Source organism: Acetobacter musti, from assembly GCF_011516835.1.
Lineage (GTDB): Bacteria > Pseudomonadota > Alphaproteobacteria > Acetobacterales > Acetobacteraceae > Acetobacter > Acetobacter musti.
Genome location: NZ_WOTB01000015.1, coordinates 14,447 through 37,560 on the forward strand (window position 1 = coordinate 14,447; position 23,114 = coordinate 37,560).

At 55.3% G+C, this 23,114-nt stretch carries 20 protein-coding genes, 1 tRNA gene and 1 other RNA gene; 8 read left to right on the forward strand and 14 right to left on the reverse strand.

Annotation, left to right across the window (positions count from 1 at the left end; all coding sequences use genetic code 11):
- Positions 1–80: 80 nt before the first annotated feature.
- Positions 81–1,274 carry a transglycosylase SLT domain-containing protein gene (locus tag GOB93_RS11870; protein WP_173583722.1) on the reverse strand — a complete coding sequence of 398 codons (1,194 nt, stop codon included), beginning with the start codon at positions 1,272–1,274 and terminating at the stop codon, positions 81–83.
- Between the two features lie 251 nt (positions 1,275–1,525).
- Here GOB93_RS11870 and GOB93_RS11875 point away from each other — a divergent pair, with 251 nt between their 5' ends.
- Complete coding sequence (locus GOB93_RS11875; RefSeq protein WP_173583798.1) at positions 1,526–1,858, forward strand: TIGR02300 family protein; 333 nt, start codon at positions 1,526–1,528, stop codon at positions 1,856–1,858.
- A 166-nt stretch (positions 1,859–2,024) separates the two neighbouring features.
- Here the strand turns inward: GOB93_RS11875 and GOB93_RS11880 are convergent, their stop codons facing one another.
- On the reverse strand, positions 2,025–2,480 hold the full coding sequence (locus tag GOB93_RS11880; RefSeq protein WP_173583723.1) for a hypothetical protein: 456 nt from the start codon (positions 2,478–2,480) through the stop codon (positions 2,025–2,027).
- Positions 2,481–2,595: 115 nt separating this feature from the next.
- Between GOB93_RS11880 and GOB93_RS11885 the strand changes: the two genes are divergently transcribed.
- Positions 2,596–3,624 carry a glycosyltransferase family 61 protein gene (locus GOB93_RS11885; RefSeq protein ID WP_242010737.1) on the forward strand — a complete coding sequence of 343 codons (1,029 nt, stop codon included), beginning with the start codon at positions 2,596–2,598 and terminating at the stop codon, positions 3,622–3,624.
- A gap of 33 nt (positions 3,625–3,657) precedes the next feature.
- Here the strand turns inward: GOB93_RS11885 and folB are convergent, their stop codons facing one another.
- From folB to clpS, 7 genes are all read right to left on the reverse strand, one after another.
- Positions 3,658–4,056 carry a dihydroneopterin aldolase gene (gene folB / locus GOB93_RS11890; protein ID WP_173583725.1) on the reverse strand — a complete coding sequence of 133 codons (399 nt, stop codon included), beginning with the start codon at positions 4,054–4,056 and terminating at the stop codon, positions 3,658–3,660.
- Positions 4,057–4,061: 5 nt separating this feature from the next.
- On the reverse strand, positions 4,062–4,868 hold the full coding sequence (locus GOB93_RS11895) for an SDR family oxidoreductase (RefSeq protein WP_173583726.1): 807 nt from the start codon (positions 4,866–4,868) through the stop codon (positions 4,062–4,064).
- A 15-nt stretch (positions 4,869–4,883) separates the two neighbouring features.
- Positions 4,884–5,480 carry a recombination mediator RecR gene (gene recR, locus GOB93_RS11900; protein WP_408742393.1) on the reverse strand — a complete coding sequence of 199 codons (597 nt, stop codon included), beginning with the start codon at positions 5,478–5,480 and terminating at the stop codon, positions 4,884–4,886.
- A 32-nt stretch (positions 5,481–5,512) separates the two neighbouring features.
- Positions 5,513–5,836 (reverse strand): YbaB/EbfC family nucleoid-associated protein, encoded by a 324-nt coding sequence (locus GOB93_RS11905; protein WP_173583727.1) that lies wholly within the window; start codon positions 5,834–5,836, stop codon positions 5,513–5,515.
- A 51-nt stretch (positions 5,837–5,887) separates the two neighbouring features.
- Complete coding sequence (locus GOB93_RS11910; RefSeq protein WP_173583728.1) at positions 5,888–7,891, reverse strand: DNA polymerase III subunit gamma/tau; 2,004 nt, start codon at positions 7,889–7,891, stop codon at positions 5,888–5,890.
- Positions 7,892–7,971: 80 nt separating this feature from the next.
- Positions 7,972–8,072, reverse strand: an RNA gene (gene ffs, locus GOB93_RS11915) — signal recognition particle sRNA small type.
- A 219-nt stretch (positions 8,073–8,291) separates the two neighbouring features.
- Complete coding sequence (gene clpS, locus GOB93_RS11920; protein WP_194300051.1) at positions 8,292–8,618, reverse strand: ATP-dependent Clp protease adapter ClpS; 327 nt, start codon at positions 8,616–8,618, stop codon at positions 8,292–8,294.
- A gap of 446 nt (positions 8,619–9,064) precedes the next feature.
- On the opposite strand from clpS, the gene GOB93_RS11925 reads away from it, so the two are divergent.
- A complete protein-coding gene (locus GOB93_RS11925; protein WP_242010742.1) occupies positions 9,065–10,126 on the forward strand; it encodes a D-alanyl-D-alanine carboxypeptidase family protein in 1,062 nt (353 codons plus the stop codon).
- 127 nt (positions 10,127–10,253) lie between these two features.
- Here the strand turns inward: GOB93_RS11925 and GOB93_RS11930 are convergent.
- A tRNA-Ser gene (locus tag GOB93_RS11930) sits at positions 10,254–10,343 on the reverse strand.
- 550 nt (positions 10,344–10,893) lie between these two features.
- On the opposite strand from GOB93_RS11930, the gene clpA reads away from it, so the two are divergent.
- Positions 10,894–13,263 carry an ATP-dependent Clp protease ATP-binding subunit ClpA gene (gene clpA / locus GOB93_RS11935; RefSeq protein ID WP_173583731.1) on the forward strand — a complete coding sequence of 790 codons (2,370 nt, stop codon included), beginning with the start codon at positions 10,894–10,896 and terminating at the stop codon, positions 13,261–13,263.
- Between the two features lie 283 nt (positions 13,264–13,546).
- The gene (gene map, locus GOB93_RS11940) at positions 13,547–14,353 is read left to right on the forward strand and encodes a type I methionyl aminopeptidase (protein WP_173583732.1); all 807 of its coding nucleotides are present in this window, start codon (positions 13,547–13,549) and stop codon (positions 14,351–14,353) included.
- 149 nt (positions 14,354–14,502) lie between these two features.
- Here the strand turns inward: map and GOB93_RS11945 are convergent, their stop codons facing one another.
- From GOB93_RS11945 to exbB, 3 genes are read right to left on the reverse strand one after another with little or no spacing between them, the layout of a single operon-like run.
- Positions 14,503–15,372: an energy transducer TonB family protein gene (locus GOB93_RS11945; protein ID WP_338422363.1), complete on the reverse strand. Its 870-nt coding sequence runs from the start codon at positions 15,370–15,372 to the stop codon at positions 14,503–14,505.
- Entirely contained in the window at positions 15,369–15,803 is a 435-nt protein-coding gene (gene exbD, locus GOB93_RS11950; RefSeq protein ID WP_173583733.1) for a TonB system transport protein ExbD, read from the reverse strand. Before exbD ends, GOB93_RS11945 begins: the two co-directional genes overlap by 4 nt.
- A gap of 9 nt (positions 15,804–15,812) precedes the next feature.
- Positions 15,813–16,568 (reverse strand): tonB-system energizer ExbB, encoded by a 756-nt coding sequence (exbB, locus tag GOB93_RS11955; RefSeq protein ID WP_173583734.1) that lies wholly within the window; start codon positions 16,566–16,568, stop codon positions 15,813–15,815.
- Positions 16,569–16,846: 278 nt separating this feature from the next.
- Here exbB and GOB93_RS11960 point away from each other — a divergent pair, with 278 nt between their 5' ends.
- The 3 genes from GOB93_RS11960 to GOB93_RS11970 all read left to right on the forward strand — a co-directional run bounded on the left by GOB93_RS11960 (position 16,847) and on the right by GOB93_RS11970 (position 21,792).
- Complete coding sequence (locus tag GOB93_RS11960; protein WP_173583735.1) at positions 16,847–17,530, forward strand: Fe2+-dependent dioxygenase; 684 nt, start codon at positions 16,847–16,849, stop codon at positions 17,528–17,530.
- Between the two features lie 530 nt (positions 17,531–18,060).
- Positions 18,061–18,582, forward strand: a complete 522-nt coding sequence (locus GOB93_RS11965) for a hypothetical protein (RefSeq protein ID WP_173583736.1) — start codon at positions 18,061–18,063, stop codon at positions 18,580–18,582.
- Between the two features lie 1,776 nt (positions 18,583–20,358).
- Positions 20,359–21,792: a carbohydrate porin gene (locus GOB93_RS11970; protein WP_242010738.1), complete on the forward strand. Its 1,434-nt coding sequence runs from the start codon at positions 20,359–20,361 to the stop codon at positions 21,790–21,792.
- Between the two features lie 347 nt (positions 21,793–22,139).
- On the opposite strand, the gene GOB93_RS11975 is transcribed toward GOB93_RS11970, so the two are convergent.
- Positions 22,140–23,111: an Lnb N-terminal periplasmic domain-containing protein gene (locus GOB93_RS11975; RefSeq protein WP_338422364.1), complete on the reverse strand. Its 972-nt coding sequence runs from the start codon at positions 23,109–23,111 to the stop codon at positions 22,140–22,142.
- Positions 23,112–23,114: the final 3 nt, after the last annotated feature.

Sequence of the window (23,114 nt, forward strand, 5' to 3'; positions counted from 1 at the left end):
CTTCCGGCAGCCCGTGGAAAGGCGGGGGTCTAGCTGACGTCCGGGGTGGCGACAATGTCTGTTTTCAGACCTGCCACCGGTCAAATCGTAACGGGAACGGTAAAGCACGCGACAGAGTGGGTGTGCAGAACACGGCACGCCGCGGCTGCGTCCTGCGGACCGAATCCGACCAGGCGCGCCCGGTAGAGTGAATTCGCGGCAGGTGAAACCCGTGTCACGACAGCGCCCAGCCTGCCAGATGTGCCTCCGATAAAGGTCCGGGCCTGAGCGAGAGCAACACGGGCCTCATTTCCGCTGGAAAAGGCGCCGACCTGCACGGCCCAGGCGCGACCACCGGCTCCGGACTCACTGCTGCCCCCGGAATAGCTGCCTGAATAGCTGTATGTCGCGACCGCCGGATGGATGACTGGCCGGGCTGATGGTGAGGCAGGTTCAACGTAGCTGGCGAGTTCAGCCGGCAGTGGTTGTTGCGCGGACGCGACTGCGACAGGGGGCGCCATTGGCCGGGGTACGGGCGCCGGGTCGGCATGCGGCGTATCGTGATCGACGAGGCACCTGGACGGATCGTAAGCTGCGTCAGCGTCCCGGATACATCCGTCTGCGGTCCGCGTCATAGTGCTGACGTCAGGTCCGGCGGCTGCAGCCGGCATAACCGGTGTTGTAACGGGCATGGCCTGCGCCACACGCACCGGTGCGGTATCCATGTCAGTCGCGCCGGCTGCCGGAGGAACGTCACCAAGATGAGGAGCAATTGACGCGACGTAATTGACAGTCTCGTCGGGTAAGGCGTCGCCTGTCTGGAGATACTGTTCCAGACGGCCGGGTCCCGCATTATAGGCGGCGAGGAAGCCTGGCGATCCGAATCTGTCATAAAGCTGGCGGATGTAGCCTGTTCCGGCGACGATATTGTCGTGCGGTTCGTATGGATCGCCACCGAGACTGTATAATCCCGCGAGCTCGGCCCATGTGGCGGGCATCAGCTGCATGAGGCCGATTGCTCCGGAGCCGGAGCGTGTCAGCCGGCCGTTAATATATTCTTTTCCGCCGGATTCCTGATTCATGACCGCCCGGACCCATTGTTCCGGCACGGAGAACCGGCCTGCGGCTTCCCGGATATATGGTCCCCAGGGGTCGGATGCCGGTCCGGGCGCCCTGTAGTTTCCCCTGCCCCACTGTGACCGGTCGCCACCGGGAGGAACTGTGCTGCATGCCGCGAGAGCGGCGAGCAGACTGAGCGTAAAAGAGTGTAACAGGCAGCTGGACGACCTGCTCATCACATGGGCCTCTGACGAAAATGCCGCGTCCGGAACATGACGCAATTGTATGGCATTGGAAAATTAAGGCAGAAATGAGGTCAGGCCGCACATAGCAGACCGCTGCTCGCTCTGAACCGTGTGCTCATGTTTGACATGCCTCCCACAAGCTGGCATTTGGCCACGCCTTAACTGGATGCGCGTTTCGTACGGTGCTCCAGGCTCGCCGGGGAGTATCTCCCCAAACCATGATCACGACTGACAGGTTCACCATGGCCCAGCCTGAACTCGGTTCCAAACGCGTCTGTGTTTCTTGCGGGGCGCGTTTTTACGACCTTAACAAGGAACCTGCTGTTTGCCCGAAATGCGGCGCTGAACAGCCGGCCGAAGTCCCCCGGCTTAAAAGGGCCGGCGACAGTGTTCCGGCTTTGCCGGTTAAATCTGTTGCCAAGCCTGAAGACGAAAACGATGACATCGACATTGATACAGATGATGACGATGAAGATGCGGATGTCATGGAAGACACGGCTGATCTCGATGACGATGCCGACGATATCGGCACGGACATCGATGTAAACACCGATAAGGACGAGCACGACTCGTAAGAGTGGCTGTCGGGTTTTAGCGGGATCCGTCCCAGATGGGTCTGAGACGGACATTCTCGCTTATGATTATCGACGGATTACATTCTTCCACTGTGCCCGCTTTGCAGGCTGATGTCGCAGTCTGATATTGGCTCTGCAAGTTCCATACATCTGTCTGAATATTATACTATCGATGTGGCGCAGGCTCATCTGCGATAGTCTTCGGGTGCGTAAATCTTGTCCCTTTGTCATCTTCGGGCAACAGAATCAGGCAGAGCGGCCTGCTCCAAGCAATGCTTCCTCTTAATATTCTGATTTTTCCGAAACAGATTTTCTGTTCTCTCTCTTGCCATACAGAGTGATCACGATGATAAAAATTATCGTCGGGTGCGGCTTTGATCTTTTCGTCGAATATCCAGTAACAGGAATATCTGCAAAATCCGGGTAACAGATCAATATGCTTATCGTTGACGGGTATTTCCGGGCGGGTCAGTCTCTTTTGTTGCCGGCCAGACCATTCGGGATTTATCACTTTATTACCATGATGCTTTGCTTCTATGGCCGTTTCCGGTGCCCGATGCTGCCTGGCGCAGAAGAATTTGTAGCCGGCCAGGCATTGCGGATACCGCCCACTTTTACGCAAGAGTATTATGTCTCTGTTTTCCAGGTTTCGCAGACGAATAAAAAATTCGCAGGAATACCTGCCTGTATCTGACCATTGCCTGTATCAGGCAGCCGGAAACCGGACCCTGATTGAATTGTCGCCCCGGCGCAGGGGCATTTTCGCAGCAAACGGTCTGCTGGATGATGGTTCGGAAAGCCTGTTCCGTCACTGGGAGACCTCGACCACACCCATTTTCCGTTACAGTTTCGGACCGGCTGTATTCGACCCGGTGCTCACCATGTTCGGGTCTGATGGCAGGGCGATCCGGGATCTTCTTTACACTCAGCTCTACACTCAGCCGGAAAATGTTCTGAAGGCTTTCGATGCCGATCGGGAAACTCCGGTTGAAGTCAGCGATCTGACGGCCTGGGCCGGATTCGATCACTGGAATAGCAATTTTTACCACTGGTTCGCCCATACTCTGCCGGCGATCTGTCATTTTCGGAAAGCAGCCGGCCCCGATGATGTGTTTCTTCTGCCTGAACTGACATCGTGGCAGGCTAAGAGCATTGAACTGATGGGATTGCCCCGGGAGCGCTGGAAAATCACGCGACCCGGCCTGCGCTATAAATTTGCTCGTGTCATCTACACGGATTTCATCCGTGGAAAGACTGACTTCACGGTATCGGAGACACTGACGGAAACCAGTCGCATTCTTAAACGGGCTGCCGGCTGCGGCGAAACGCGCTCCGGCGAATATCCGCAGATGCGCCTGCTGTTCATTCAGCGTGGCTCTGCTGCCAATCGTAAAATTCCAAACGAAACGGATCTGGCGGCAGGTCTGGAAAGAGTCGGCTTCGAATGTGTCCGGCCGGAGAAACTCAGTCTTCGGGAGCAGATATGTCTGTTTTCCGAGGCCCGGATGGTCGTTGGTTTCCTGGGAGCGGGCCTGACGAACATTGCATGGTGCGCACCGGGCACGATTGTTTATGAGCTTGTTCCGAGCCATCATCAGAACCCGTGTTTTCTGCCCATCGCGATCCGCAACAACCTTTGCTACTGGGCTGATCTCGTGGAGACGGGAGTCATGCGGGAGGACCACACGAGCCAGTCTGTGCTGCCGGTCGATGTGGAACATGTGGTGAGACACGCGAAAGCTCTGCTGCATCTTACCGATGCGTAACAGGATGCGTGAACGCGGCCGAATGGTCTCAGATCAGGAGGCTGCCCATCGCTCGATCTCCACTCCGACAGAATCAAGATCAGAAAAAATATCCAGTTTTTCGACGCTGACGCGCACCACGTGAATGCGCTTATTCTTCAGAATCTCGATGGCAATCCGTTCGGCGAGCGTTTCGACCAGTTTGGTATGCTGCGCGGTCGCCAGCCTGCGGATGGTGAGCACGGCGTCTTCGTAAGAGACAGTGCGGCTCAGATCATCCGCACCCTCGACCAGGTTACGGATCTCTGAAACGCCGAATGATACATTAATGCGGACGCGCTGGGTAACGCCCTGCTCATGCGGGAATACGCCAATCTGAGCGTCGACGAGCATATCCTTCAGAAATACGCGCCGTAATGGGGGTTCGTTCGGCCATGGAGCAAGCGTCGTCATGTGTTTCATTCTTCCATCAGGGCGTCCGTATCGGGCGGACTGCTGTGCCACTGGAGGTGCTGTCCACCGTCCAGAGCCAGCATTTGCCCGGTCACGGATGGAAGTGCGAGAAGAGCGAGGGCTGCGTATGCGACCTCTTCCGGCGAAGTGCCGTGACCAAGTGGCACCGAGGCACATTGTCGCTGAAACTGGCCGGTAGTCTGCCGTGGGCTGGGGAGAGCAGGACCGGGTCCGATCGCGTTGACCCGAATCTGTTTCGGCGCCAGGGCCAGCGCCATTGTCTGTGTCAGCGTCCAGAGCGCCGATTTGGAGACTGTATAGCTGACGAAATGTGGAGTCAGCGACCAGACCCGTTCATCGAGCATATTGAGCACCATTCCGTGGCGCCCCTTCGGAAGGGTTCTGGCAAAATTCTGAATCAGCACCATCGGCGCCCGCAGGTTTGGCTCAAGATGATCCGTCCAGCTCTGCCTGGAGACCGTGTCCCACTCATCTCTCTCGAAGGTGGATGCGTTGTTAACAAGCACGCCCAGAGGACCAAGCGCTGCGGAGGCACGTTCCACGAGATGCCGCACCTGTTCCTCGTCGCCAAGATCGGCCTGCAGGAGGCAGCCACGGCCACCTGATGCTTCGATTTCCGTAAGGAGGGACCGGGCTTCCCCCTCGCTTGCGCGATAATGAATCGCGACGGCAAATCCGGCCTGAGCAAGCGCCTGTGCTATTGCCCGGCCGAGTCTGCGTCCCGCACCGGTTACAAGGGCGGCACGGGGAATATGCGGGCTGATCGGCGGCGTCAGTGCTGTTGCATTCAAGGCCGGTTCTCCACGTCAGACAGGGCGCCTGGCGCTGAGTGCAGCCGCCAGAGTTCCGTCATCAAGAACATCGAGTGTCCCGCCCATCGGGACGCCCTGCGCGACACGGGTGACTTCGACTCTGTACGGGCCGATCTTCTCCTGCAGCCAGTACATTGTCGTGGCGCCATCAACCGTTGCGCCGAGGGCGAGAATGACTTCTTTCACAGCGCCCTCCCGCAGGCGCTCGAAAAGCGGCCCGACATTCAGATCGGCCGGTCCGACCCCGCGCAATGCGGACAGAACCCCGCCCAGCACCAGATAGACACCACGATGTGCGCCGGCCCGCTCAAGAGCCCAGAGATCGTTGACCCCTTCCACGACACAGATAACGTCTTTCGCCCGTGCCGGGTCCCGGCAGATATGGCAGGGATCCTCGACATCCAGATTGCCGCAGGACGAACAGGTCCGCACGGACACGGCAGCGCTTTCCAGGGCGCGGGCCAGAGGAAGCAGTTTTCCGCGCGGGTCGCGCAGCAGCGCGAGCACTACCCGCCGCGCCGAGCGAGGACCGAGACCGGGCAGACGCGCGACCAGACCGACCAGATGATCGATATCGGGGATCGGCATCATTCGGATTTCCAGGGAGCCGCCAGAACAGTCTCTCAGAACGGAAGTTTGAGTCCCGGCGGCAGGTTCAGGCCACCTGTGACTTTCTGCATCTCTTCCGAGGCCCGTTTGTCGAGCTTTGTCCGGGCGTCTGCGCAGGCCGCCACGATCAGATCCTGCAGCATCTCCATTTCGGTCGGATCGGCCAGCTTGGGATCGATGCGGATGGAGCGCATATCGCCTTTACCGCTCAGCACGACTGTCACCATTCCGGCGCCTGCCGTCCCTTCAATCTGAATGTTTTCCAGACTTGCCTGCATTTCTTCCATTTTTGCCTGCATCTGGGATGCCTGCTTCATCAGGCCGGCGAGATTTTTCATGATGCTGTCCTTACTGTTTCGTTTCGAAGCGGAAAATGCGCTCCGGATATGTCATTCGTCTTCCGGGTCCGTCATGTCGTCGTCAAGCCCCGCGACCGGAGGTTCGCTGACCTCGATGGGCAGCCCATAGTGATCGTCGAAGGAATGATCTTTCACATCTCCCAGTTCGGCGCCTGGAAATGCGGTCAGAATGGCCTTTACGAGAGGATGATTTGCCGACCGGCGTTTATGAAGCTGGATGATGTCCGCACTCTGCTCCGCCAGGGTCGGTTCACCCGGGGCATCGACCTCCCGGACGATCCAGTCGGCGGAAAATCGTGAGCGGAGGAGGGCCTGCAGACGTTTTGTCAGATCTCCCGGCGCCTCGCCGTCCGTTCGCACCTCCACCAGAGGCGGAGCAAAAGTCACGAGATGCGTCGAATAGCGCAGATGGCCATGTAATGTGGCTTCCCGGCTGTTATCCTTCACAAACGCGACGAGTTCACGCCAGGATTTTGGCTCTTTTTCAGCGGAAATCTCCGCTGTTGCCTGGACAGGGACAGGCTCTCCGCCCGCTCCACTACGCCAGTCGCCATTAACCGCCTGCGGAAGACGCTCCACTACATCGCTAGGAGCAGGTTCACCTGCGCCGGACCGGAATCTGTTCTGATCCGGCTGGCCACGGGCTTCGATGCTGGCGGGCGTGGCTGATACTGACGGGAAGGTTTCTTTTGGGGCCGTCGTCTGCCGTACCGGGCCATCCTGATCCAGGCGCTTCAGGATGTCGGCTGGTGACGGCAGATTCGAGGCGTAGCACAGACGCACAAGCACCATTTCCGCTGCTTCCCGCCGCAGAGGAGCATCGTCAATTTCACCGATTCCCTTAAGCAGCATCTGCCACATGCGGGAAAGCGCAGAGATGGAAAGCGACGATGCAAAGGCGGCGCCCCTGGTCCGCTCGGACTCCGGCAGATCGAGCGCATCTTGCAGATTCTGAACGGTTTTCAGTCGAGTAACCGTATGGGTCAGTTCCGCGAGATCCCGCAGCATCAGCCCGAGATCGCCTCCCCGGTCGTAAATGGCGTCCGACAGAGCGATTGCAGCGGTAATATCGCCACGCATGACGGTATCGAAGAGATCGAAAACGACACCCCGGTCCGAGAGGCCCAGCATTCCGGTTACGAGTGCCGTGGAAATAATGGCATCGCCACTTCCCTGGGCGATAGCCTGATCCAGAAGGGAGAGCCCGTCGCGCACGGAACCGTCAGCGGCGCGCGCGATCAGCTTGAGAGCTTCGGGCTCGATTGCCACATGCTCGCGTTCGGCAATACCTGAGAAAAAAGTCGCCAGTTCCGACTGGGCAATACGGCGCAGGTCAAATCGCTGACAACGCGACAAGACTGTGACGGGAACCTTGCGCAGTTCAGTGGTCGCGAAGATGAACGTCACCTGCGACGGCGGTTCTTCCAGGGTTTTCAGCAGAGCATTGAATGCGTTTCTGGAAAGCATGTGAACTTCATCGACGATGAATACTTTCATGCGGCCCTGAATCGGCCTGAAATGGCAGGCCTCTATGATCTCACGCACGTCATCCACGCCCGTGCGTGAGGCCGCGTCCATTTCGAGGACATCCGGATGCCTGTCGGCCAGGATGGCAACGCAGTTAGAGCACACACCACAGGGATCCGCCGTGGCACCTCCTTTCCCGTCCGGTCCCGTGCAATTCAGTCCCCGCGCGATGATCCGCGCCGTGGTAGTCTTGCCCACACCACGTACACCGGTCAGCATGAAAGCGTGCGCAACGCGGCCCGTTGCGAAGGCATTGCGCAGGGTCCGGACCAGCGCGTCCTGCCCGATCAGCTCTTCTAAATTTACCGGACGATATTTGCGGGCGAGGACCCGGTAGCCGGCATCTCCCGAAGCCGGGGCAACGTCGGACGCATCGGGTCTGGTCGATACGATATCTTCGGTTACAGCCTGTACCAGCGGGGAAGATTCTTCTGCATCCCCGAACAGACCGGGGCCGCCACTCTCAGGCAACGGCAGATCGTCAGCCGGGCTTTCAGGATCAGACATATTTCCGGCAAGTCCAAACGAACCGCATAATGGTTCCTGGCAAAGCGACATGCCACAGGGCTGAACTGCCGACTTCACAAAAAATTGAGAGACCCGCCACAACCCGAGCGAAACTTACTGCGGCTGCTTCCTTCCGGACCTGACCGGGTTGGCAAGGTACCCGTCCGCAACGGATCTCCCGGCATTGTGGTAGCACACAACTCTGGTCAGGACAAAGCCCGGAAAGGGACGACCATCCGGAAAAATCTTTCCGGAGTTTCTCGCGTGAAATACATGCGCATTCCATGCAGCGCGGGTTGTCGCCGTCTTATTATGAGTGAGACGATTCTGCCGGTCGTTCAGTGCCGAAGTATAAATTTATCACGGATATGGCGGCCGGACGATCTGCTGACGGGCGATTTCAGTCACGTTCGATGGTGCACTGAAGCGGATGCTGATTCTGGCGTGCAAGATCCATAACCAGCGTTACCTTGCTTTCAGCGACTTCATACGTAAAGACGCCGCATACCCCTACGCCCTTCTTATGGACGTGGAGCATGATATTCGTCGCTTCATCACGTGTTTTATTAAAAAATCTTTCCAGAACATGCACCACAAATTCCATCGGCGTGTAGTCATCATTCAGCATGAGGACTTTGTACATAGATGGTTTTCGGGTCTTTGTTTTCGCCCTTACAAGGACACCCACATCTGAGGCGTTATCGTTATCTTTAGAATCATCTGTCATCGCGATACGCGCAGCACCTTTCGGAAGGCGACCTGGCCGCCCGCCGTTACAGCTGATATTGTTCTCTTCAACCGGCGATCTCATAATGCTCTCTGTAAACCGCAGCCGCACGTGTGAAAACATAATTCTGTCACCGCTGATCCGCTTACGTGACCCGCGTATGCACACAGGATATGGCCAGGACATAAAAATGTTCTTCCTGCCGGGCAGAACAACCTGCATTCCGCATGCGGCTCATTAGTAAATTTTTTCTGGACGGTCGAATCGGGACTGCTAAGCTTCTGAATCGACGGGACAGAGGGACTGCTGTAATCTTGGCCATACGAGACAACAGGAAACCGGACCTGGAGGCGAATGATCTCCCGGGGCCTGTTCGTGGCCGTTTTACAGGACGGGAAATGGGAGAGGCACGCGTGACAACTCGCCGGAACATCAGAGTGCCACGCATGGCGGTTGCCGCTCTTCTGATATCAGCTTTGACGCCGCGCCACGCTGCGCATGCCCAGTACGCGGGACGCATCAGTGCATTCGTATCTGACGCAAGGACTGGCGCCGTTCTTTCGCAGGTCAATCCGGATCTTCAGCGCTACCCGGCCAGTCTGACCAAGCTGATGACGCTCTATATGGCTTTCAGTGCCCTTCGCTCCGGTCAATTAAGTCTTGATCAGGCCGTTCCTGTATCCATTCACGCAGCGACTCGCGAGCCATCAAAACTTGGGCTGGTGCCTGGCTCTTACCTTACTGTCGAACAGGCAATTCTGGGGCTTGTGACGAAATCGGCGAATGATGCGGCCTGCGCACTGGGAGAACTTATTGGCGGGAATGAAGTGCAGTTCGCCGCCATGATGACCGCGCAGGCTCATAACCTCGGCATGTCACAGACGACTTTTCAGAATGCATCCGGTCTGCCTGATCCGGATCAGGTCACGACAGCCCGCGATCTTGCGACGCTTGCCCGGCGCCTTATTTCAGATTTCCCGGAAGATTATCATTACTTCTCTGTGAGTGTTTTTTATTATCACGGACATGAAATTCCGAACCACAATCCGATGCTGAGATACTACCCCGGCGCCGATGGAATGAAGACCGGCTATACAGCGCAGGCCGGACTGAACCTGGTGACGTCCGCCATGCGGGATAATGTACGTCTTGTCGGTGTTGTCATGGGGGCTTCCTCAAGCGCTGAACGCACGCGAACAATGGCCGCCCTGCTGGACCAGGGATTTTCTGATGAAGGAGTCGCTCCGGTCGAACGCAGTGTATCTCCGACCAGACCTTTCATCCTCGCACGGACAATGCGGCCGGGCCGCAGAACACTTACTTTCCTCGCTTCGTCGCATGATGCACGCCGGGCGCCGGTTCAGGTGGCTGAGGCCCCTCTTCGGCACAGCCAGAAACTCCATTCAAAATCCGGTATGGTCCGCTACGTTCTTGCTCGTGCGGCACAGCCAAAACACAGCAAATCGACGCATGCAGGGTCGCAGGCAAAACATCGCTCAAAAACATAACGGAAGATCGGCTTTAATATCTGAGCCGACAGGGTGTTTTGTTCCTGCATGATGCTTATCATGGAGGACAGAGCCACGAATGGTCATCTGTAGTTTGTCAGGGGTGACCTGAAACACACAGACCAGATGGCGGATGGGGTGGGATTCGAACCCACGGTACGCTTACACGCACGCTGGTTTTCAAGACCAGTGCCTTCAACCGCTCGGCCACCCATCCTGTTTCACGAAACAGTCTGTCTTTGCCCTGTTCCGGCACGGGTTCCTAGCGTGTTTTTTTCCGTGCGTCCATCCTTGGAAATAGCGTTATAATCACCAGATTGTCTGGTCGAGAGCTGGGGAGCCTTTCAAAACAAACTCAGAATATAACAGACGATATTCTTAAAAATCTATAAACGTCTCACTATATGTCACCTCAGTTCGCCTGCATATTCTCTTGCTATACCCCATAGTTTCAATGGCGCTTTCCATCCCGTTCACATCGGGACCGGATATCGGGGTTTTTACGAAATAATCCCGGCATAATCGGTCGGAATGTCGAATTTCCGTCTGAATTAAGCCCGTTTTTAACCAGTGCGCTGACAGGATTAACTGACTGAAAATTCGCAGGGTAATGCTGGTGTCGTTTATCCGCGGAGATTACGAAAAATTTTTCCGCCCGGTGCAGTCTTATGGCTGGCTTTTCTGACCAAAGCACCCAAATATGACGGAGTGAAAGGTCCCCTGCGGCGTGACCGGATACGCCAACCGAAGAAAGGAGTATCTTAATCATGTTGTCACGCAATCTTGAGCAGACACTGCACCGGGCGCTGACTCTCGCAGGTGAGCGACATCACGAATATGCTACTCTCGAGCATCTTCTGATTGCCCTGATCGATGACGCTGATGCGGTTACGGTGTTCCGTGCCTGCGGTGTTGATCTCGACAAGCTTCGTAGTGACCTTATGGAGTTCCTCGATAAAGACCTTGCTGGTCTCACATCGGAACGACCTACTGAGCCGAAACCGACGGCTGCGTTTCAGCGCGTTATTCAGCGTGCGGCAATTCATGTTCAGTCGACAGGACGGGATGAAGTGACCGGGGCGAATGTGCTTGTCGCCCTGTTTGCCGAGCGTGAAAGTCACGCTGTTTATTTCCTGCAGTTGCAGGACATGACGCGGCTGGATGCGGTAAATTTCATCTCGCACGGCATAGCAAAGGCACCTGACAGGACTGTCAGACGTACTGTTAGCGGCACGCAGCCTTCAGCGGAGAAAGAGGAAGGCGAGCGGGACGAGAAAGCGCGTGGCGCGCAGAAGACGGGTGACGCGCTGTCAACATACTGCATCGACCTGAACAAGAAAGCTGCGGAGGGAAAAATCGACTCCCTCATCGGTCGTGATGCTGAGGTTGAGCGGACCATCCAGATTCTGTGCCGCAGAACAAAAAATAACCCACTTTATGTGGGTGATCCTGGCGTCGGAAAGACTGCTATTGCGGAAGGGCTGGCCAAGCGCATCGTTGAGGGGGATGTCCCCGAAGTACTGCTGAACTCAACGATCTATTCGCTCGATATGGGAACGCTTCTTGCGGGGACTCGCTATCGGGGTGATTTCGAGGAACGTCTGAAAGCCGTTGTGACGGAACTCGACCAGAATCCCGGCGGGATTCTGTTTATCGACGAGATTCACACCGTTATCGGAGCTGGTGCGACATCTGGCGGGGCGATGGATGCCTCCAATCTGCTGAAGCCCGCTCTTGCGGCCGGAACCCTGCGCTGCATCGGATCGACAACGTATAAGGAATTCCGGCAGCATTTTGAGAAAGACCGGGCTCTTGTGCGGCGCTTCCAGAAGATCGATGTCGAAGAACCCAATCCTGATGATGCCATCAAGATTCTTCGTGGTCTGAAAACGAACTACGAGAAGCATCATAAGGTTCGGTACACCGATGACGCTCTGCGCGGTGCTGTGGAGCTTTCGATCAAATATGTCCACGATCGCAAGCTTCCTGATAAAGCGATCGACATCATTGATGAGGCGGGGGCATCCCGGATGCTTCTGCCCGAAAGCAAACGTCGCAAGACGGTGACGTTGCGCGATATTGAAGAGGTGATTGCGAAGATTGCGCGTATTCCGGCAAAGACGGTTTCCGCTGACGATAAGGAAGTTCTCAGAACGCTGGAACGCGATCTGAAAAATATGGTCTTTGGCCAGGACAGGGCGATTGAAGCGCTTTCCGACGCCATCAAGCTGTCGCGGGCCGGCCTGCGTGATCCGGAAAAACCGATTGGCAGTTATCTGTTCTCGGGTCCGACGGGTGTGGGTAAAACCGAAGTAGCCCGGCAGCTGGCCAGCACTCTGGGTATCGAACTCATCAGATTCGATATGTCTGAGTATATGGAACGGCATTCCGTTTCGCGGCTTCTCGGGGCGCCCCCAGGCTATGTCGGATTCGATCAGGGAGGACTTCTCACTGACGCCATCGATCAGCATCCGCATGCGGTTCTGCTGCTTGACGAGATTGAGAAGGCTCATCCCGATCTCTTTAATGTTCTGCTGCAGGTCATGGATCATGGTCAGCTGACGGATCATAACGGCAAGACTGTCGATTTCAGGAACGTGATCCTGATTATGACAACCAATGCCGGCGCGGCGGATCTCAGCAAGGAGGCGATCGGTTTCGGACGCGACCTGCGTGAAGGTGAGGATGAAGAGGCCATTAAGAGACTCTTCACCCCTGAATTCCGTAACCGTCTTGATGCGATCATTCCTTTCGGCAATCTTCTTCCCGAAACTGTGGGACGTGTTGTCGAGAAATTTGTTCTGCAGCTTGAGGCGCAGCTTGCGGATCGCAATGTCACCATTGAGATGTCTTCGGCGGCCAAGGAATGGCTGGCTGAACGTGGTTATGACAGGCTTTTCGGAGCAAGGCCTCTTGGCCGGGTGATCCAGGAATCGATCAAAAAGCCTCTTTCTGAGGAACTGCTTTTTGGCAGGCTGGCAAAAGGTGGTGCTGTTAAAATCTCAGTGAAGGACGGGAAACTGAATTTTGAGTTTCTCGAAACAGCACCGGTGGCTGCGGTCTCCGATGACGGGGATCGGGCTGAGCGCAGTGAGGAACAGGAGGAAGGGGCCGACCCAGGCAGCCTGCCTTCATAATGACGGCACCGGGGTGTCCTGGACGGACACCCCGGCTGTTTTTTAGTCACCTGAATTCACGTTTTTTACCATAGAATTATACAGTAATTCCGGGAACAGTTTCTTGTATTGATCTCTGTATCGGCCCCCTGTTTTGGAACCGGAATTCAAACTATTCTATAGCGATCTGATTCACTTATATAATATAAATACGTATGATTACATCCGGAACGAACCTAATCTTGCGTGGCAGGCGTAAACGCGGCAAGGTCTGTCTCCCTTAATTTCGTGAATGAGGACGATCATGGAAGGTGACACAGCGCGCGGCGGTGTTGTGCTTTATGATGAAGCAGACTTCGTCGGCCTGAGAGCTGCAGGCAGACTGGCTGCAATGACACTGGACATGATTTCTGATTATGTGCGTCCCGGCGTAACGACCGGTGAACTGGATGCCGTAATCCATAAGTTCATGACAGATCATGACTCTGTTCCGGCAACGCTGAACTACAGGGGTTATCCGAAGTCATCCTGTATTTCCCTCAACCATGTCGTCTGTCACGGAATACCCGGGGAGCGGGTTCTGGCTGATGGCGATATTCTGAACATTGATGTGACGTGCATTTTAAACGGCTGGTATGGTGACAGCAGCCGTATGTATACGGTTGGCAATGTGCCGATAAAGGCCAGGAAACTGATCGACGTAACGTATGACTGCATGATGGCCGGAATTTCGGTCGTCCGGCCTGGCGCTACTCTTGGAGACATTGGTTTCGCGATCCAGAAGCTGGCGGAAGCGAACCGGTTTTCTGTGGTAAGAGATTTTTGCGGACATGGCATCGGCCGGACATTCCACGCCCCTCCGAATATTCTTCACTACGGGAAACGTGGCGAGGGCATGGTTCTGAAGGCCGGAATGGTTTTTACCATTGAGCCTATGATCAATATTGGCAAACCCGATGTTAAAATACTTGACGATGGCTGGACTGCCGTAACGCGCGACCGGTCTTTGACCGCCCAGTTCGAACATATGCTGGCCGTCACTGAAACGGGCTATGAAATCTTTACGCTCTCTCCGAAGGGTTATACCCGGCCACCCTACTCAGAGAACTGACTGATCTGATAAGCGGGATTACAGCTTTAATATTCTGTTGCGACTGTAATCCCGCGCGATCTCCGGGTCCGGGTCAAAGGCCCTGCATTATACATGCTGACAGATTGCTTTACCCGGCATCGGATCATACCGGTGATTACAGAGACCGGTCATTTTTCTCCCTGATTGATATAGAACTCGACCGGCACCGTGAGAGTAATTGTCTCTCCGGCGATGGCATCAGGCGGAGACGGCAAAGGTTCGGCGCGATGCACGAGGGCCAGGGTTTCGTCGTCAAGAAGTGCGTGACCAGAACTTCCTGCAATGCTGGCCGATAAAACATGTCCCTTACGGTCCATTCGGAAACGCAGCATTGCGGTACCCTCCTGATGCTGGCCCTGAGCCACAGCGGGATAGCGTTTGTAACGTTCCAGTCGCGCGAGCAATGCGCTTTGCCACGTCAACGGATCATGAGACTGATTTGCGGAAGAGGCTCCCGGTGCTGAAGCCGTCTGAACGGACGATGGAGGCGCATCGGTCGACGGCGGAGCAGTGGTCTGCTGCGCCGGCGGCGTTTTATCCGGAAGAACTTTCCTGACCGCCGGAACAGATCTGGTTTTATGCCTTACCACAGGGTGCACATCCTGCTTCGGCACAGGAACAGGCGGATTTGGAGCTGGCGATAAGGGCGCAGTAACAGGAGGTGGTGTTTCCGCAGCAGCTACAGGCTGAGACTGTATCTGTTGCGGCCCGGGAGGACTGTCGGTCGGGGTTGAAGACGTTGCGGCGAGTTCGGGAGCGAGGTCAATCGCGATTGCTGCGGGCGGGGGCGCCGGAACGGGAATGACAGGCTGCGGCAGACCGACGTACCAGACGATCACCAGGGCAGAGATGGCGACGCCCGCAAAGGAAGCCCCCCAAAGCTGTCTTGCCTGGCGCTCTTCATGCCGAAGTCCGGTTACGCACCTGGTCCGAAATGACTGAATACCATCCGAAGGGAGCGCGTCAGCCAGTGACGCCGGAAGCGCCGTGCTGTTCACGGCACGCTTCCCTCTTCCTGATTTTGCAGATTAACAAGGGCGACCTTGACATAACCGGCACTGCGCAGCCTGTCCATGACGCCCATCAGGGAACCGTAGTCGACGGTTTTGTCGGCACGAAGGAAGATCCGTTCGTCTTTATTTCCCTTTGTCGCGGTGGCGAGAGCCGGGGAAAGGCCGTCTGCTGTGACCGTATCCTCACCAAGCGCCAGCGTCCGGTCCGCCTTTATCGTAACGAAAACAGGGGCATCCGGAGGAGGCACCGGCGTCGCCTTTGACGATGGCAGATCCACGGGCACGCTGACCGTTGTCAGAGGGGCGGTAACCATGAAGATCACCAGAAGGACCAGCATAACGTCAATAAAAGGTGTGACGTTAATATCATGTACTTCTTTGACGGTTTCAGATGCGTGACGGATACGGATAGCCATGACCGCTCCTTATTCCGCCGGAATTCGCTGATCGTGCGCCGCTACGAGGCGAACGACATGCCCCGGTCCCTGCCCTGCGCACTGGCGCCCCAGATCACGCGAGACCAGCCGCATGACCAGGGCCGTGAGATCGGCCACACTTTCCCGGCACCCCCCGCACTGCCGCGCCAGGTGGTTGTAAATCACTACGGCAGGAATCGCAGCCACCAGGCCCAGCGCCGTCGCGAGAAGGGCTTCCGCAATACCTGGGGCAACCACTGCCAGACTGGTCGCCTTCGTCGCGGCGATACCGGTGAAGGAGGTCATAATTCCCCATACGGTCCCGAAAAGACCGACGAACGGTGCGGTGGCGCCGATCGTTGCGAGAAGACCGGTCCCGCGCATAAGCCGGCGTGCTTCCGTAGCTTCCAGTCGTTCCAGATGCAGGGCAATGCGCTCTTTGAGTCCTTCCCCGTCTTCAGGGATGTCATATGATCGCTGGCGTTCAAGTTCTGCGGCCGCGACCAGTGTGTGGGCAATACGGCAGCCACGAGTCAGTTCCTCACCTCCGTCGAGGCTCTCAGCCTGATCGAGAGATGCTTCCGCATTCAGAAGTTTTCGCTTAATCCTGAACAGCTCGAAGCTTTTCGCAATCAGAACGGTCCATGTGACCAGGCTTGCCAGCGTGAGAATAATCATCACGCAGCGCACTACAGGACCCGCGCCAAGAAACATGTTCCACGGGGAAAACGCGGCGGCTGAAAGCGCCGGAAGATCAGCAGACATTCGCAGTTCTACGCCTTTGCGTATTGGTCAGTTTCAGCGCTCTTCAGATCGACGTTTACAAGAAAACGATATTTTCTCATCCGACCAGAGGCAGCGCCATCCGGATATTTCCGGAATAACGCAACATTATGTTACAAACACAGGTAAAAACACATATCCGGGCGGTTCGCACCCTTCTCTCTTGGCTTTATGGCAAACCCGCGTTAATTACGCAACTAAGAATCAGTCGCACATTAAATTGCTGCCGGTTTTCCCTTCATCATGAGAAAGGCCCGTTCGTGCTTGTACATATCCCCGGCATACTGACGTCGGATGAGATCAGCTTCTGCCGTGGAAAACTGATCGAGTCCGAATGGATCGACGGAAAAGTCACGGCGGGAGAACAGTCGGCGAAGGCGAAGCGCAATCTTCAGATTCCCCAGGATTCGGAGGCTGGCAGGGAACTGGGTGAACTCGTCCTGCATGCGCTCGGCAGAAATCCGACATTCACAAGTGCGGCGCTGCCTCTTCGGGTCTTCCCTCCCCTGTTCAACCGCTACGATACCGGCATGCATTTCCATGCCCATGTGGACAATGCCATTCGTCCTATTCCCGGCTCCGGTTTCAGGATCAGAACGGACGTTTCCTCGACACTTTTTCTTACCTCTCCCGAAGATTACGATGGTGGCGAGCTCATCATTCAGGACACGTTCGGCACACAGAACGTCAAGCTCGCCGCGGGTGATCTCGTATTGTACCCTTCGACGAGTCTCCACAGTGTCCGGCCTGTTACCCGTGGCAGCCGGTGGGCATCCTTTTTCTGGACCCAGTCTATGGTGAAAGACGACACGAAGCGCGCGCTTCTCTATGAGTTTGATCGCTCCATCATTGAAGCCCGCAAGATTCTTCCGGATGATCACGCGGCAATTCTGGGCCTGACGGCGACTTATCATAACCTCGTCCGGCAGTGGGCAGAATTATGAAATTTTCATTCTGATAAGACATATTTCGTCATAATAACGTTGCGTCATATTTATCGAGAATAATTATTGTTTTCATATAAGGAGGGGCTTATGAGAAGCCAATCATTCTTTTTGTGAAACAGGTGAATGCAGTTGCGGTGTGTCAGAAACATTTTTTGAGCCGATCTGCTCAGAGCCGAAAGCCATGTATGGTGCGATTGATGTGAAAATCTGCGGATAAGCGGCGGTCGACTGTGTTCCACATTACCATCGAATTATCGGCAGTCCGGGTTCATGGAAGGACGTTGCCGATGGTGGAACACTGCGAGCATTCCTTCATATGATCATTGTATCTCCGGACCGACGAAATACAGAATTACTTCTTCACCCGGCAGCCAGAGTCTGGTTTCACATTGTAACGATAATTCTGTTCTTGTAAAAAATAGATTATTTCCCCCTTAATTCTCTTTATTTTCAGTCATACTATATTCTTTATGGCACTTTGAGTTTCCTCAGGTGACCAGAAACCTTGCTTTATCAGGATATCTACTGTGCAGTCCTTCCTCAGGAAATATGCAACACCGCTGACCACAGGTCTGTTTTTCGTATCATCTGTTTCAGGAGTGGCGCTTTTCTTCCACTGGATGCCAGGAATGTTTCATTCCATGCACATCTGGCTCAGCATGGTATTGCTTTTGCCGTTTTTCCTTCATCTCTGGAGAAACTGGTCCCAGTTTCTCATATATTTTCGCAACAGAAATTTCTTCCTGCCTTTTGCCGTATCAATACTGGCTGCCGTGGCTTTCATGATGACGACAGGCCATAAAGGCGGCAATCCCGCCGCGCGCATTTTTCCCTTACTTACGCATGCGACCATCGATGAACTTGCGCCATTATTTCACGTATCTCCCGAACAACTGACTGCCCGTATTACGCATAAAGGGTATCAGGTGACTTCCACCGGCGAGACTCTTGAGGAGATTGCCGATGCCGCGAAGAAACAATCATCTGAGCTTTTGATGGATATTATGTCCCGGCAGGAGCATCCCGGCGGCACACCGCATCAGCATTGAGAGTGCGTGCAGGTGACACGGTCTGGGAGTATGATTCACCATTTTAAATGATGGCCTGAAGAACGACACAAGCATCACATAACGATCCTGGAGTGCGCGTTTCGAAAGCCGGGCCGTCAGAGCATTCGGCCGCAGACCTGTTAGCAGGGATCGTTATTTCGATGGCGATCCTTCGAACACGGATATGAGTGCGAGGCAGATGAACCCTGGGCCTGAGAAAGTTATTTCCGGCTGGGTTGAAATCCGGGCTGCAGTGCGGAAGAAACAGGAAGCTTGCGCCGACGGTCAGGATTGTAACCCGCACGCTGGCCCCTTGCGGGGGACCGGGGATTGTCCATCACGATAACATCACCCGGTTGCACGTCCGGCACGGGGATGCACTCGACATAAGTCTGGAAACTCCGGTCGTTGATCATCGGCTGGTCCAGTATCTTCGGCGCGACCAGGCCGGTCAGCCTCAGGCCCGCGATCAAGGTGGCTTTTTCTATTACCCGTGAGGAACGGCCGAGTAACAAACGCTGGCCGCGTGGAGTACGACCGCAGAGCACGACCGTAGTGTCGTGCTATATTGGTCGACGCCCAGGTCTCATCAATGAACATAAGGCGTCGGATCGGAAGCAGGCCGGGCGTCGAACCAGTCCTGCCAACGCTTCAGGGCGTCCGGTCGGTCCTGCCCCGCCGCATGGGCGGTCTTTTTTATGTGATCCATTGGCGGCACAGAAACACCTCAATGTGCCGACGCTGAAATGATGCCCTTCTATCAGCCAGTTGCGCATAGATTTCGGTCAGCATCAGATCATTCTTTTCGTCGATCAGGACCCGAACACGCATAGCCTGCGCCTCATCCGACCTGATAAGCGGATCGCCATAGTGCGGCTTCGGCGAGGCGCTGTCGGTCTCCCAAGCCTACAGGATGCACCAATGGATTGTACCAGCCGGGCTGATACCAAACTGTTCGATGCTCTGACGGCGAGACAGGTTATCGGCCTGAGGCACCACCACACGTTCGCAAAGATCAGGAAACAGAGTACGTGACGAATTCAGGCCGGCGTCCAACCCTCGCCAGCAGCCTGGAACAGGTCGGACCAGAGATGGGAATTCAAATGAGTCAAATCGGCGAGAAACGCTCTGGTGGCCGGTCGGGGCCATTTTCACTGCCGCTCAGACACCGCTCGTTTCGAGTTACACCTCTGTTTTAAAAAGAAAGTCATTACCTCTGCGCGGATATGACATTTTATAACATAATGCGGAAACTTATTCCTCGCTCACGCGTATCAGCGCAGGGCAGAACTCAAAAAATAATCTGTCCTGCTTATTAAAAATAATAATAACGAAGCACAGGATGGATGAAAGCGAGGCTGCACACCACGGCGTGTGACATGTGCGTCCCTACCGCAACACCCGGAATCTGCCTTTGCTGTTCCACCCTGACTCAGCAGGCATCACTTTCCGATCGTTCTGAACGCCGCTCCCAATCCGAAAGCTGGCAGCCGCCCGCTTTCCGGTTCGTCGTGGTCTTTCCGCAGGGTTTACGATATGCGTGTTTCCTCAGAACCAGAAAACCAGATATCCGATGCGAGAAATCGCCGCGGACTCAGACAATATTTCCGCTCGCAATATCTGCTCCGGATAACAGTACTCGCCGGCTCACTTTTGTTTCACGTCGCCACCGCTACCGCCCAAAATGCCGCACAAGGCCAGGCGACCGCAGTCCAGGCCTCAACTTCGGCCCAGACTACGCCGTCTCCGCCAGCTGCAACCATACAAAACTCCGATTTGCCGGCATGGCTTCAGAGCATTATCGGCAACGCCAATAAAACCGAGATGCCACCCACCGTATCGAACCCGACTCCCTTCGGTGAGACACAGCCGACAATCCCCCTTTATGAAGAAATCCCTGGATTTCTGCAGGCCTCGTACGGCCCGCCATCTTTCGGACCGCCTTACGGCACCACCCATATGCTCGGAGACTGGGGCGGTGTTCAGCCCTGGCTTCAGAAAAGGGGGCTTTATCTGGCTCTCGATGACTACGAAGACATCGCAGGCAATGTCTCAGGCGGCAAAAGACGCGCCTACAGCGATGCAGGGCAGCTCGGTTCCACTCTGGACGCCGATCTGCAGAAACTTATGAACGCCGGTTCCTGGTCGGACGATTTCTGGATGCACCTGCTCGTCGTTAACGGACACGGCACCAATCTGAGCCGTCTGTATGGCGATAATGCCAACCAGGTGCAGCAGATTTACGGCAGTCGCGGAAATGTCGTGACCCATCTTGTCTGGGCTTATTTTGAAAAAGCCTGGCTGCACAGGAAAATCGATCTTGCCGTTGGCTGGTTTCCGTCCGGCACTTTTTTTCAGAACTCTCCCTGGGTCTGTAACTTCATGAATGTCTGGCTCTGCGGCGGGGAATCTCCGACAAAATTCCTTCCCGGCAGTCGCGGATGGCCCTCCGGTAATATCGGTGGCGTTCTTCGCGTCATGCCGATAAGACAGTTCTATCTCTTGGGTGGTCTCTTCGCTGTCTCGCCGCATTCTTATAACGGCGGCATCTCCGGCTGGGCGTGGGCGCAGGATAATCTCGGAAAACTCTCTACCCAGGTTGAGGCCGGGTGGATTCCGTCATTCGGCCGGGATCATCTTATCGGTCATTACAAAGTCGGTGTCATGTACGACAATTCGCGCTACAGCGATCTCTATCAGGATATCAACGGAAATTCCTGGGTTCTGAGCGGACTTCCCGTCCGCAGACAAAGCGGTCAGACCTCCGTCTGGGCGCTGGCGGACCAGATGCTTATCCGGCATGGTACCGGCGAACTGAACGGCCTGGTCCTGGGTGGCTATTTTGGCTGGGGATCGGGCCAGACGTCACAGATCAGTCAGAGCTTCACCGCGATCCTTATGGACACGGGCGCATGGTGGAAACGTCCGCTGGACAGCGTCGGTATTGCATTTCTTTGGTCGAAATTCAGCCGCTCTGCCATCCTGTCTCAGGAAGCGGCCGCAGCCAGCGGTCTCGCCCTTCCGGGAGGCAATTACGGCACTCCTTATGGCATCCAGGGACACGAGGCCATTTACGAAGCCTATTATGGCTTCCACATCGTGGATGGCTTCACAATCAAGCCTGACTTTCAGTATGTAAATCATGTTGGTGGAACAACTGTTTTCAGGGATGCTGTTGTCCTGAGCACTGCGATCAATGTGGCTTTCTGACACAGACTCAGAGATGAGATGGAACCAGGAGCGAGAAAAGACGAGAGGCGTAGAGACTCTGTGGTGTCGGACTGTCACTCGTGGTGCAGGTTTCAATCGATAGGTCATAGAGTTTTCAGTTCCGTGGCCTTTTTTCTGACTATTTTTCCGCTCTGGAAGGTTCCTGCATCGAAATTCTTTGTTAGTCGGAGGCCTGGTAAGGGTTTCACGTCGCTGTCTCTGAAGGGTGCATTGCGGGACACAGCCGGATCAGAGTTTAGCGCCTTCATTTCTGACGAGCACGCCAGTTTCTTCACCGATGCAGAACATGGATCGGTGAAGGAGCCGTATCTGCTTTAAAATGACGATTATTCTGCAGCGTGCCGACGAATTTCTTCCGAATAGTCAGGACCCGGGACGGCACCGCTTTTTCTCCGGATACGACTCTGGTCCCGAAGTGCCGGAAAAGTCATGGTATTATCCAGAAGCCCGAGGTCATAAGCCAGGGACGCTGTATGGCCACTCAGAAGCACGCGCCAGTCCAGTCGGTAGCGGAGCTGAGCTCCCGCACGGGCAAGGATTCCTGTGGTGCAGTTATCCGTGAGCGTATTGTACCATTGTGGGCGACTGTTCAGGGTGTGAATCTCGTTAACATAACTCAGAAACAGTCTTTCGCGTACGGCAGGCGTCAGTTTCAGACGATAGAGGTAAACGCGCTCGCGTCTGATATCCGTGCGAACACCGATCAGATCCCGTTCATCCGCCGTGACGTAGATAAGTTCGTAATGGTGGAAAAAACCCGCTATCGTCGAATAGGGAAATGTTTCCTGTCTTCGGGTTTCTATGGAAACAGCGAGATGTTGTCCCCCTTCGAATGAAAAGCTCAGAAAAACATGTGCGATATTATCGCCCGCCCAGTAGGAGGTAATGAGATCGACACCGTCCAGCCTGTCCAGATTAAAATCTGCGTCGTAATAACGCGGAATATAATCCTGCTCGGTTTTATAGATGAAATTTCGAATATGCTTCAGATGAACAATGCGTCCGTTAACACCGGCATCTGCAAGAACCTTATACTCGCCGGCCCAGTTCCTGTTGTTTTTCGGCGGATCGGTAAGGTACCACACACAGAAAGATAAGCTCAGTCCGGCGAGACAAAGACGACCGGGATATGTGTGTCGCGCGACATAACAGGCGACCATGGCGCCTGCAAAACAAGCAGCCAGACTACAGCGCAGTGCGGATGGGGTTATTGTCGAGTAATACAATGCCAGAGCACCCGCCGTCGTGAACACGACGAGCGCAATCAGGACCGTTATATGACGGAGCCGTCCTGGCACCCT